The sequence below is a fragment of the Peptostreptococcus russellii genome, assembly GCF_900110295.1.
In the GTDB taxonomy this organism is placed as follows: Bacteria; Bacillota; Clostridia; order Peptostreptococcales; family Peptostreptococcaceae; genus Peptostreptococcus; species Peptostreptococcus russellii_A.
The window spans coordinates 80,594-93,456 of record NZ_FODF01000001.1 but is presented as its reverse complement, the minus strand read 5'-3'; the positions used below and the strand labels follow the sequence as shown (position 1 = coordinate 93,456).

The 12,863-nt window shown below is 31.1% G+C and carries 15 protein-coding genes; all 15 read right to left on the bottom strand.

The annotated features are described in order from the left end of the window. Nucleotides 1-5: 5 nt before the first annotated feature. Nucleotides 6-1,322, bottom strand: coding sequence for a transcription termination factor NusA (gene nusA, locus BMY82_RS00410; protein WP_091973035.1), 1,317 nt, complete (start codon nt 1,320-1,322; stop codon nt 6-8). A 17-nt stretch (nt 1,323-1,339) separates the two neighbouring features. After that, a complete protein-coding gene (rimP, locus tag BMY82_RS00405) occupies nt 1,340-1,807 on the bottom strand; it encodes a ribosome maturation factor RimP (RefSeq protein WP_091973033.1) in 468 nt (155 codons plus the stop codon). Between the two features lie 216 nt (nt 1,808-2,023). Continuing rightward, nucleotides 2,024-2,431 (bottom strand): hypothetical protein, encoded by a 408-nt coding sequence (locus tag BMY82_RS00400; RefSeq protein WP_180366690.1) that lies wholly within the window; start codon nt 2,429-2,431, stop codon nt 2,024-2,026. 177 nt (nt 2,432-2,608) lie between these two features. Further along, a complete protein-coding gene (locus BMY82_RS00395) occupies nt 2,609-3,091 on the bottom strand; it encodes a type II secretion system protein (protein WP_091973027.1) in 483 nt (160 codons plus the stop codon). Nucleotides 3,092-3,099: 8 nt separating this feature from the next. Beyond that, nucleotides 3,100-3,657, bottom strand: coding sequence for a hypothetical protein (locus BMY82_RS00390; RefSeq protein WP_091973024.1), 558 nt, complete (start codon nt 3,655-3,657; stop codon nt 3,100-3,102). Continuing rightward, nucleotides 3,650-4,018, bottom strand: coding sequence for a hypothetical protein (locus BMY82_RS00385; protein WP_091973020.1), 369 nt, complete (start codon nt 4,016-4,018; stop codon nt 3,650-3,652). The genes BMY82_RS00390 and BMY82_RS00385 overlap by 8 nt, the downstream gene beginning before the upstream one ends. A 117-nt stretch (nt 4,019-4,135) precedes the next feature. Continuing rightward, on the bottom strand, nt 4,136-5,368 hold the full coding sequence (locus BMY82_RS00380) for a peptidase U32 family protein (protein ID WP_091973017.1): 1,233 nt from the start codon (nt 5,366-5,368) through the stop codon (nt 4,136-4,138). A gap of 27 nt (nt 5,369-5,395) precedes the next feature. After that, nucleotides 5,396-6,052 carry an O-methyltransferase gene (locus BMY82_RS00375; protein ID WP_091973014.1) on the bottom strand — a complete coding sequence of 219 codons (657 nt, stop codon included), beginning with the start codon at nt 6,050-6,052 and terminating at the stop codon, nt 5,396-5,398. Between the two features lie 119 nt (nt 6,053-6,171). Further along, complete coding sequence (mltG, locus tag BMY82_RS00370) at nt 6,172-7,287, bottom strand: endolytic transglycosylase MltG (RefSeq protein ID WP_091973011.1); 1,116 nt, start codon at nt 7,285-7,287, stop codon at nt 6,172-6,174. Nucleotides 7,288-7,320: 33 nt separating this feature from the next. Continuing rightward, entirely contained in the window at nt 7,321-8,133 is an 813-nt protein-coding gene (locus BMY82_RS00365) for a purine-nucleoside phosphorylase (RefSeq protein ID WP_091973008.1), read from the bottom strand. An 82-nt stretch (nt 8,134-8,215) separates the two neighbouring features. After that, nucleotides 8,216-9,295, bottom strand: a complete 1,080-nt coding sequence (locus tag BMY82_RS00360) for a DUF3866 family protein (protein WP_091973004.1) — start codon at nt 9,293-9,295, stop codon at nt 8,216-8,218. 3 nt (nt 9,296-9,298) lie between these two features. Next, nucleotides 9,299-10,126, bottom strand: a complete 828-nt coding sequence (locus tag BMY82_RS00355; protein ID WP_091973001.1) for an MraY family glycosyltransferase — start codon at nt 10,124-10,126, stop codon at nt 9,299-9,301. Nucleotide 10,127: 1 nt separating this feature from the next. Beyond that, a complete protein-coding gene (locus BMY82_RS00350; RefSeq protein WP_091972997.1) occupies nt 10,128-10,817 on the bottom strand; it encodes a glycosyltransferase family 2 protein in 690 nt (229 codons plus the stop codon). Between the two features lie 14 nt (nt 10,818-10,831). Continuing rightward, nucleotides 10,832-11,701 carry a copper transporter gene (locus BMY82_RS00345; RefSeq protein ID WP_091972994.1) on the bottom strand — a complete coding sequence of 290 codons (870 nt, stop codon included), beginning with the start codon at nt 11,699-11,701 and terminating at the stop codon, nt 10,832-10,834. A 40-nt stretch (nt 11,702-11,741) separates the two neighbouring features. Further along, on the bottom strand, nt 11,742-12,863 hold the full coding sequence (gene steA / locus BMY82_RS00340) for a putative cytokinetic ring protein SteA (RefSeq protein ID WP_091972991.1): 1,122 nt from the start codon (nt 12,861-12,863) through the stop codon (nt 11,742-11,744).

Sequence of the window (12,863 nt, the reverse complement as noted above, 5' to 3'; positions counted from 1 at the left end):
ATATATTACTCTTCGTCCTTTGAATCTTCAACTTCAAAGTCTTCATCATCAAAGTTTTCTTCATCTTCAAAGTCTTCTTCGATTAATTCATCTATTGCTTCATCGACAAATTCTTCAAGATTTTCTATGTTTTCTTCTATTTCATCAAGTTCAACTTCAGCTTCTTGCACAGCAGCCATAGCTTCTGCTTCTAATATTGCTGCTTCTTTTTCTTCTTCTAAAGTCTTATCATCTTCTGCAATCTTTGCAAGAAGTTTTTCTCTATCTGAGTCACTGAAATCTGACTCTGGCTTGATATCTATCTTCCAGTTAGTAAGTCTTGCAGCAAGTCTAGCATTTTGACCTTCCTTACCTATTGCAAGTGATAGCTGATAGTCTGGAACTATAACAACTGCTGACTTTTCCTTTTCATTTACAAATACTTCAGTAACCTTAGATGGACTAAGTGCAGCTTCTACAAATTCACTAATATCATCACTATATTTTACTATATCTATTTTTTCATCGCCTAATTCTTCAACTATGTTTCTTACTCTTGACCCCTGAGTACCTACACAAGCACCGATTGGATCGATTTTAGGATCTACTGACTTAACAGCCATCTTTGTTCTTGAACCAGCTTCTCTTGATATAGACTTTATCTGCACTATACCTGCCTGTATTTCAGGAACTTCCATTTCAAATAATCTCTTAACAAGTCCGTAGTTGCTTCTTGATAAAACAATCTGAGGATTCTTATTTGTCTTATTTACCTCTACTACGTAGAATTTCATCATCTTTCCTATAGTGTATTCTTCACCAGGTATCTGTTCACTTTGAAGAAGTATTCCTTCTCCTTTTCCTACCTGAGCAAATACTATTTGCTTGTCATCTCTGTGAGATATTCTTGAAATTTCTCCAGTAACAAGCTCATCTTGTTTTTCAACAAATTCATTGTAAGTTTTTTCTCTTTCAGCTTCTCTTATCTTCTGAACAACTATCTGCTTAGCTGTTTGAGCTGCTATTCTTCCGAAATCTCTAGGAGTTACTTCATGTTCTACTATATCTCCAAGCTCATAGTTCGGACTAATTGCTCTTGCCTCATCAAGTTCTATTTCAAGGAAATTGTCATAAAGATCTGATTCATCAACAACTGTTCTCTGAGAATACACCTTGATTTCTCCATTTTCTCTGTCAAGGTCTACTCTAACATTCTGAGCTGATCCGAAGTTTTTCTTGTATGCTGATATTAATGCTTGTTCTATTGTTTCTAATAAAACATCTCTGTCTATTCCCCTATCTTTTACAAGTTCATCAAGAGCTTGAATAAATTCTGTATTCATTTTTCTTCCTCCATTACTTAAAATACAACTGACAGACGTATCTGTGCTATTTCTTTTCTAGTTAATTTCTTTTCGTTTCCATCTACTAATAAGACTACATTCCCATCTTCATCTAAACCTGATAAAGTGGCTTCGAATTGTTTAGTCTTTAGTTCTTCATCATTTTTATATAATTTAACATCCACTTGCTTTCCAGCATACTTTGAAAATTCCTTATCTCTCTTTAACACCCTATCAATTCCTGGTGAACATACTTCTAAAAAGTAATTTTCTTCTATAAAGTTCTTTTCATCAAGTTGTGGACTTAATAATCTACTCACTTTTTCGCATTCATCTAATCCTATGCCATTCTCATCATCAAGTATTACTCTCAAGTAGTGCATTCCTGCTTCTTTTACAAATTCTACATCTACCAGTTCGTATCCCAGCTCATCAATTATCGGCTGAGCAAGTTCTTCAACTCTCTGTGCAGTATTTTTTTTCATAACTAACACCTCCATATATTCAATTGTAAATGGCTTGAAAAATAACTTCAAGCCTTATAAAAAATTTGCATAAAAAATGTGAGCCAATATAATGCCTCACATCCCACATAAAATATCTTCTTTTATTATCATACCACTTTTTGAAGATTTTTACAAGTCAATTATAAGCTATTTGCAATTCTAATCTTAAATTACTTCAAAAACAAATGTATTCTATTAAATATATACATAAAAACTACTTACATATTTATATTTTTCTATTTTATATACTATTATAAAGCATATTACTGTTTTTTTGTTAATATTTTTTTCTTTTACATATAGATTTTTCACATAATTGCCTATTTGGTATTCACCTAACCTTCCAACATAGATATTATTTCTTTTTATAGATATATTTTTTCTTTCTCCCCAATTTAATACATTGTCATTTTTAATATCATCTATTTTGTTAGAAGTATATAATATTTTACTTACCTTGCTATAACCATTTTTAGTATATTCTTGATCTGATGTTTCCAAAGAAAGTGTTTTTATAGAATCTATCCCCATAGAGTTTTTAATTTCATATCTTATTCTATCCTCTACCACCTCAGAAATCTCTTTCATTTCACACATAGCCATATTTTTCCTATATACTTCCAAAGAAAGGTACACTATTGAATATATTAAAAATAAAATAACTATAGATATATTTATATATATTACTGTTTCTAAAAAAATACTACCTCTATTTGTTTTCAAAGTTAATCACCAGTTTTCTTTTAAACTTTATCTTGTCTATAATTTTAAATCTACTTTTTATTCTCTATCCTTTATAATTATTTTATTATTTTTATTAATCACATTGCTATTATAGTCTTCTGAATAAGATTTTACTCTTCCGCTTGCAAGCATAATCGTTATCCTTTCTATTTTTTTTGAACTATTGTCTAGCACATAGATGCTTCTTCCTTTTTCAGGAGAACCTGATCTTGATTTTCTTGAATATATTATTTTATTTTCCATACTAAAAATTTGCATCCCCTTTTTGCAATTCCTAGACTTTATTTTATTAGAATCCTTATATATTTTATATCCATGACTTGTAAATACAATTTTATAAATATTTCTTCGACTATTTGATGCCAAACCTATATTCCTCAAATCACTTTTTAATTCAAATATAAATTCTTCATATTTCAAATTTCTACTTTTAAATCTAGGTATGGAAATTAAAACTATAATTCCTATAAGGGAAACTGAAATTACCATTTCTAAAAGAGTATATCCTTTTCTTTTCATACTAGCTCCTATTTTATATATTTAAAAAGTGTCTTCAAATCCTCACAACTTATATCCTTATGTTTTTTATCTCCTGCTTGAATCTTTTTATATGGATTAAATACTCTTGCTTTTTTTATATAATTTCTTATATAGTTATCATCCTTGTATACTATCTGCATAATAAAATCCATATATCTTTTGTCATCAGAAATCTGGCTTTTTTGATTTTCGCCTAAAATTTCAATTTCTACATTGGGAAGACTATAATAAATCATATCCTTTGCTTTGTAAAACTCTTTTCCACTAACAGAAGACATCAATGAGAAAAACTCATCTTCATTGCTAGATTCATAAAAAGAATTTTCTATTGCCTTATAAAAATTTATTTCCACAACTTTAAGTGCTTGCTCTGAAATATAGTCAGCCTTTATTGCCTCTGCATTTTCATTTAGAAAACTCGCTGTGTTTTTTTCAATTAAAAATATACTTGAAAATATTAAACTGATAAAAATAAACAATGATAAAATATTCATAGATATGTAGGCTTTTCTTTTTTTAAAAACTATAATTTTCAAATTAATCATCTTCTCCTAAAATACTGTATACCTTAATCTTTTTTACCGTAGCATTATTTTTTACTGTGATTTGACTACGTATGTATCCAAATCTAGCATCTAAAACTTTCCTGTTTTTTTCTATTTCATATTTCCCATCTTTGTAACTTACTTTTTCACTTAGATTATCTAACTCTCCTTCATAGCTGGAAATAATACCTTTTTCTTTCTCTGCTTCATCTATTAAAATTCTCTTTGTAAACTGCCTATTGTCCATTTTTTTGGATATTGTTTCTGAATTCTTTACCGAAGCTTCAACAAATATTATTATCGTTAAAGTTAGCATAATAGAAAAAATAACATCCATGCCTATACTTCCCTTTCTTCTCAATAAAATCCTCCTTATTATTGTTTATTTTCAAGCTATAAACTTTTCTATCTATTTTTAATATAGGCATAAAAAAAGACATTATAAACCATCTCGTGATTATAATGTCTTTTTATTAATTTATTTTTCTTCTATTGCTTTTCTCAACATAAAGTTTGTCTTTACTTCCTTAGGAAGCTTCATCTTAACAATCTGTCTTGGATGAGGAGCCGCTTCTATTGCTTCTCCATCTTCATTATACATTTCTGTTATTGTTGTTGTCATTGTTTCAGTATAAGGCCCCATTATTTCTATTTCATCCCCTATAACCATCTTATTTCTCTGTTCTACTGTTACAAGACCATTTTCATCTGCATCTTCTAAAACTATACCCACAAAATCATAATTTCTTACATATGACGCAGATGCATAGTTCTGTTCTTCTGTTCCAGGCTTGTCATTGTAAAATCCAGTAGTAAAGTGTCTATGACTACCTTTTTTTAGTTCTTTAAGCCACATTGGATTAAACTTCCAATTTTCAGGATCTTTATAATACTCATCTATAGCCATTCTGTATGCTCTAACGACAGTAGCAACATAATATGCTGTCTTCATTCTTCCTTCTATTTTTAAACTTGTTATACCTGATTCTATAAGTTCTGGTACATATTCAATCATGCAAAGGTCTTTTGAGTTGAAGAAGAAAGTTCCTCTATCATCTTCATACACTGGGAAATATTCACCAGGTCTTTTTTCTTCCATAAGACTATACTTCCATCTACAAGATTGTGCACAAGAACCTCTATTTGCGTCTCTTCCAGTCATGTAATTGCTGATTAGACATCTTCCTGAATATGATATACACATTGCACCATGCATAAAGGCTTCTATGTCAAGATCCTGAGGAACATTATCTCTTATTTCCTTTATCTCCTTGAATGAAAGCTCTCTAGCTATAACAACTCTCTTTACACCTTGCTTGTACCAGAAATTTGCACTCTTATAATTTGTTGTGTTTGCCTGTGTACTAAGGTGTATTTCCATATTCGGAATAGTTTCTTTTATTACATCTATTACTCCTGGATCTGATGCAATAAGAGCATCAACTCCAGCCTTTTCCAAATCTAGAAGGTATTCTTCAAAACCTTCAAAATCTTCATTATGAGGTATTATATTTACAGTTACAAATATCTTTTTACCTCTCTCATGTGCAAAGTCAGCACCTTCCTTAATATCTTCTATACTAAAGTTCTTTGCAGCTGTTCTCATACCAAAGTTTTCTCCACCAAGATATACTGCATCTGCTCCGTACTCAAAAGCAATTTTTAATCTCTCTAAATCTCCTGCAGGAGCTAGTAATTCTACTTTATTCATTTTTTCTCCTTTCAAATTAAAACTCTTTTATTTACTTTCTGATTTTTTATAACTAATTGCTAATCCATCACCTATAGGTATTATAGATGTATCTAAATAATCAGACTGACAAATATAGTCAAGATAATCTCTCATTCTTTTTACTATCGTCTTTTTTCTTCTTACCACTAAATCATCACTTGCAATCATACCTTTATATAAAATATTATCTGATATGACCAAACCATCAACCTTTAACTTGTCGATAACCATGTCGAAAAACATCTTGTACTGACCTTTAGCTGCATCTATAAATATCATGTCAAACTCGCCATCTATATCCTTTAAAGTTTCTTGTGCATCTCCCACAAGTATCTTTATTTTATCTTCTAATCCTGCTTTTTTTATATTTTCTACTGCTTTTTCAAGCATTACTGGATTTCTTTCTGTTGTGATTATCTCAACATCATTATCTAAAATAGATGAGAAAAGAATAGATGAATAACCTATAGCACAACCTATTTCAAGTATTCTCTTTGGTCTATGAATTTTTAAAATAACCTTTAATAACTCAGCTACTTCTTTATGTATTATTGGAACACTGTTTTCTTCAGCATATAATTCCATTTCTCTTATTTGTCCTGTATTTTGTTCAAGTGTTTCTCTGATATAATCTTCCACTACATCATATACTATATTACTCATTTTATCACCTTCTATAAAAATTAACTAACCTATTTATTATACGTTTAATGACCAAAATGCTCAACTATTTTTTTCCTAAAAAACAGGGAAAGTAAACTTTCCCCGTTATTTTCAGTCTGTTATTTTTCTTTTTCTTGTTTAACTTTTTCTTTTTTTGCTTTTTCTTGTTCATCAAGTTCTTTACGATACTTATCTGCATGTACTTTGTGTTCTTCAAAAGTCTTGCTATAATAGTTCTCTCCATCTGTTCCTGTTACAAAATATAAGTAGTCTGTTTTTTCCGGATTTGCAGCCGCCAGCAAGGATTTTATACCAGGATTTGCTACAGGTGTAGGTGGTAAACCATCATGTAGATAAAGATTGTATGGAGATTCTATCTTCAAATCTTTATACATAACTCTACTTTTACGCTCAGGCAAAGCATACTGAAGAACTGCGTCTGATTGTAATCTCATTTTTTTATCAAGTCTATTATAAAATACACCTGCTATTCTATCTCTTTCACTATCTTTAATAGCTTCTTTTTCAACAATAGAAGCCATTATAACAGTGTCATAAAAATTGAGTTTATTCTTTTCTACGCTAGCCTTAACCTTACTATTATACTTTTTTTCGAACTCACTTAGCATCTTGTCAAAAACTTCTTTTTCACTTGTACCTTTTTTGAAAAAGTATGTTTCAGGGTAAAGGAAACCTTCAAGTGTAACTATTCTCTTATCATTAAGGAATTTGTATTTATCTGAAAACTGTTTAGGGTCTCTAAATAACTTTACATATGTTTCCCTTTTTCCAAGTCCCTTTTTAACAAGAGCATCTACCACCTCAGTAGATACACTACCTTCAGGTATTGTAACTTTTATACCATCTTGATAAATTTGCCCTTTTATAAGCTTGTCTATAATTTGGTCATTATTCATGCTTTGAGAAAATTTATATTTTCCTGCTTTAACTTTTTCTGCTTTGTCAGTATTTTTAACATTGCTCACAAAGACTCTTTTATTTTTAATTAAATCTTTTTCTTTTAGTATTGCAGCAATTTTTTTAGCCGTAGAGCCTTCAGGTATTTCTACTATTACAGTTTTCTGAGACTTAGGATCTACTGCCTTTGAAGCACTTCTGTAATAAATATTTCCTATTCCGGCTGCAATACCTATAACTAAAACAAGAACTATAAGTAGTCTTCCCACTCTAAGTTTCTTTTTACGTTTTTTAGGTTGCGTCTTCTTTTTACTCACTGGCCCATTCCTTTCAAACTATACTATTTAAAACTATACTCTTTCTATGAACTTCTTAACTAATCCTGAGAAATCAGATTTTACTCTTGTAGTAGTTTCAATTACTTCTTCATGGTTTAGAGGTTGGTCAAGTATACCTGCCGCCATATTTGTTATACAAGATATACCAAATACTTCCATATTACTATGATTTGCAACTATTACTTCTGGAACTGTTGACATACCTACTGCATCTCCACCAAGTATTGAAGCCATTCTAACTTCTGCAGGAGTTTCATAGTTTGGTCCAGAGAAGAACATATATACGCCTTCCTGAACCTTTATTGATAATTCTTCTGCACATTCTCCTATAAGCTTTCTACCAGCCTTTGAGTAGGCTTCTGACATATCGGGGAATCTTGCACCAAATCTATCATCATTTGGTCCAATAAGTGGATTAGAACCGCTGAAGTTTATATGATCCTTTATAATCATAAGATCTCCTGGTTTGTAACTCTTATTTGCTCCACCTGCTGCATTTGTTACCAACAACTTATTTATTCCCATTTCTTTAAATACCCTTATAGGATAAGTTATCTCTGCCTGAGAATATCCTTCATAATAATGGAATCTTCCTTGCATTACTAAAACGCACTTTCCACAAAAATCACCTATTACAAGCTGACTCTTATGTCCTACTACTTCTGATACCTTAAAATGTGGTATATCCTTGTAAGAAATTATTGTAGGATTTTCTATTTCTTCGGCTAAATCACCTAATCCTGAACCTAGAATTAATGCAATTTCTGGTTTCTTTTCAATCTTCTTGTTAATATAATCTACACTCTCTTTTACTTTACTATACATATTAAAACACCTCATTTTTAATTTCTTTTGCTTTGACTTTAACTGTTTTTTGTTTTTAGGCTTTTAGTATGTTTTTCAGCTTCTAGTCATTTAGCTCTTTCGAGATTTCACTTGCAACAGTTGATGCTGCTACAAAGAATTCTCTATCTTCTTCAAAGTTTCTTCCCATACTCTTTACTTTTAAATCAAACTCTTCTAAATCTTCTTTGGTATGTTCATAGTTTTTAAATGAAACTTTGTGTTTTTCTCCAATGCTACTACATAAAATCTGATCTTTTATGATTCTAAGTTTAGACTCATCATAGCCTGCATTGATGACTAAATTAGTCGATTTATTTGTAATCTCACTCAAAATTGTTATTGAATGATGAGATATACCTATGTGTCTAGGTCTTAGATCAGCAAAACTTATTCTAGGTATTACAAAAGACTCTCCACCTAGCTTTTCTACTGCATCTATAATCATACCCTGATTTATGCCACTAAAACCATATTTTGTTCCTGTGCCTGCTATACCGGGTCCCATAGCTACTATTACACAATCTGCCTTACATATTGCCTTTGCAGTTATTAAAGCTGTATATATATTTACACATTCATAATCTCCACCAAAAGCATTGCCATATGTTATTGTGGCATCTATTAAACCTTTTTCTTTAAGGTTTTCTACATTTTTGCTAAAGGCAAGAGGTAATGCAGCACCATCTGTCATTATATATACCAATTTTTTATCTGGACAATGTTTTTTAAATGTCGCTGCAAATGGTGGCAATATACTATGAAGTGTCCCTACTGCTACAGGCATCTTCTCAAGACATACAAAGTCGTTAAATACATCATGGTATTTACTGCCTTGTTCTTCAACAGAATCTACCTTTATCTGCATAGGTGTATATCTTAACTTCATAATGTGTCCACCTTCTGTAAAAGTCGACTCAGGATTATCCATATTAAATATTACAAAATGGAATCCGCCTGTTCCCAAACTTAGTTCCACAGCTGTTGTATTTAAAGCTACCTTATCACCAATTTTGGCTCTTCCTGTCAAGCCTATATAATTATAGGCTCTTTCTGTACTGCCATCTATATTTACAAAAATATCCTGTATTGCTGGATTTTCACTTTTTATCTTTTCAACTATTCCAATTTTTTTACTAATCATATTCTAATTCCTTCCCAATTTATCAATATAATTCAGTATAAAATTCTTTTCTATAAGTTTTGTTATAGAGAATTTTTCAGCAACCAAATGTATTACTATCAATAGAAGAAGCCAAAAAACCTGAACTCCTAAACTATGTGAAGTTACAATAAATATACCTATAGATATTCCCAATACATTTGATCCAGTATCTCCCATCATAGCTTTTGCCTTTAAATCAAAATAAAAATAAGCAATAACAGCTGGTAATATAAGTGCTATCATTTCTCTTTCAAACATTGACGAAAATATAAAAAGTATTATTGAGATAAATAAGTATACTTTTATAGCTCTTCCAGGTCTTAAATCTAATAAATTCATCAAGTTAGTAGAAAGAGCAACTACAAGAGTTCCTACAACTATTCCAGCAATTGTTCTATCAAATGAAACGCATATCACAAGACCAACTAATCCACCTAAAACAGCTTTAAATCCACCAGTAGTTAACTTTCCTCTTAGCAAGGCAGTAAAGTGTCCCTTTAAACCTGTAACATCTCTATTCCCTATACTATCATCTATAAAACCTACAAAAGCCATGGACATTATACCAAACAATAAGATAAATATTTTTAAAAGTCTCATTGTATCTACATTACAGTAAAGAAGTATTATAGAATTAATTATCAAAGCAGGAATAAAGCATATGCCCATACTCACCGGTATCTGTTCACCTCTATAATTGGGTCTCAACATACCATTTCTAGCAAGCATTCTGGATATCATAGGAATTGTCAGCAAAGTAACTGCTATTCCTATACAGAAAAGCATCAATATCATCAAATAATCATACATGCTAATTCCCCCACTCTTTTCTTTTTTTGTTTACTATATTTCTTATATGTATATACTGTTTACCTCTATGTATAAAACCGCTTAAATCTCTACCTGTTTCATTATGAGTCATATCTACAATATATTCTTTTACTTTGTAATTCCATTTAAGAATATCTATTGTCATACCAACTTCTACTCCATATCCATCGGGTATACTGTCAAATCTTTCTATTACTTCTCTTCTGAAGGCTCTTTGTCCAGATATTGTAGCATTGAGTTCAACTCCTGTAAGCTCATAAACTGAATCCCTAGCCAGTCTCTTTACAAAGCCCATTCCGCCTTTTTTCTTAGCTGGTCTAAATCTAGCTATTGCTACATCACAGTCTCCTTCTATTACTGGTTTTATTATTTTCGTTACCTCAGATGATGTTTTACCTACATCAGCGTCTAAAAATACAATTACCTCGCTTTTTTCATCTACCATCTCTAATCCTTTTTCTAGAGCTTTACCTTTTCCCTGATTGGGATTTTGTATATGGTATTTTACTTTAGGATTATTGTAATTTTTAAGAACAAGAGCCGTATTATCTTTTGAACCATCATCTACTACCAATATTTCATCTATTATATTGATGTCGACTATGTTGTCTAAAGTATCCTTTATCCTCTCTCCTTCATTATATGCCGGTATTATTACACTAGTAAACATCTGTCTATCCTCCATTACTTAGTTACAGCCATTGTAACTATATTATTCTCTTTATCCTTACCATAAATTCCAGTTAGCTTGTCATTTGAAAGACAATTTACAAGTGAAATTTGTCCTGATGCCTGATCAATATTATTTATTGTTGCTATTTTCATTTTTGAAAATTCTTCCATACTTTCATTGCTATTTGCACTACTTTCAACAACTACAACAGGTCTTTCATTCTTTACAATCTCTACAATAGGTTTTTCTAGGTCATTTACCTTATTTTTCATTTTATTTCCTGCAGCATTTATAAATACTATATTATTTACTGATTCATACTGTCCAACCATTTTATCAACTTTTACATATCCTAATTCTGAAAGTGCATTTAGACTTGCATTTCCTGTTGGATTTTTAATTGAGTCTGTTATTAAACTAATAAGTTCTGCGTTGCTAGATATGTTAGTTTGAAGTTTTTCATTTATTTTTTCAGCACTTCCCTTTTCAAAGATTGCTTCTTTTATTGTTATTTTAAATGCTATATTTCCACCAGCACTAGTTATGGATGAATCTACTTCATCTGTATCATCTTTCTCGTCAAATGATATTATTCCTATATTCTTCCCAGATAGCTTATTTGCAGTCAAAATAGCTTGATTGCTCACAATATACCTTCTATAAGAATCTGCATTTTCTTTCAAAATCTTATTTTCCTTTATAAGTTCTTCATCTTTTGTCTTTAAAACATTAAATTGCTCATCTATATCTTTTACTATTGCTTCATTTTGCTTTTGCATCGTTTCGTTATTTCCTAGACCCGAACCTATGAGAATTCCTATCCCTAAGGCTAAGAATATAGAACCAATTGAAACGATAAAATATTTAAAATTTATATGCATTTTTCTTACCTTCCTGTTATTTATTTTAATACATGACTTGCTACATTCCAAGCATCAATCTCATCTTGATTTGTATTAATTGTAAAAAAGTCTGAACTTTAGGTGATAGAGATGCCACTATCAATACTGGGAAAAGAGCTGTAATTACAAGAGCAACTATATATTTAAGTTTTAGTCTACTCTTGTAAAGCATACTTACACCTCTTGCGTCTATTAGTCTAGCACCAATCTTCAATCTAACTAAAAATGTAGATGCCATTCCCTTTCTTCCCTTTTCCAGAAAGTCAATCATATTTGAATGAGTTCCCAAGGCTACTATTAACTCTGCACCATACTCATATGCTGCAAGCATTGCTATATCTTCACTTGTCCCCGGAGATGGAAATACTACCGCCTTAAGTCCCAAATCCTCAACTCTTTTTAGCCCTGGTGCACGACCATCTGTGTAGGCATGAACTACTATTTCCTTAGCTGACTTCAAAGCTTCATCAGTTACACTGTCCATATCACCAACAATAACATCTGGTCTGTATCCAAATTCTAAAAGTGCATCTGCACCACCGTCTACTCCTACAAGAACTGGCTTAACTTCCTCTATATAGGAAATTATTGCTTGAAGGTCAGCCTTATAATTATGACCTCTTACAACTACCAATACTTGCTTTCCATCGTACTTAGTAGCCATTTTAGGTATTTCGACTTCACCTAAGATCATACCTTTTTCTTTTTTTGCATACTCAATAGTATTATCTATAAATCTGTCAAGTTCAGCTCCTATATTCTCATATGCATGCTTGGTCTTTATTTTTACAAGCTCTGCATCCATTACTTCACCTTCGCCAATAAACTCGTCATTTCTATAAATTTTTCCATCTTCAACTAAAATAACATCCTCCTCATTAAGAGAATCAAAGACATCCATTCCAACATTATCAATTATTAATATGTTTTCCTTGACCAAAATATTAGGTCCTGCATTAGGATACCTTCCGCTGATAGACTCTGCTGCATTGATTACTAGTCTGATTTTTGCTTCGACTAAAGACTTTGCTGCAACTTCATCTATATCAACATGATTAATAACAGCAATTTCCCCTGCCGCTATTCTCTTTGCGAGTTTTTTAGTTTTTCTATCTTTTCTTATTTTTGCTTCTACTCGCAT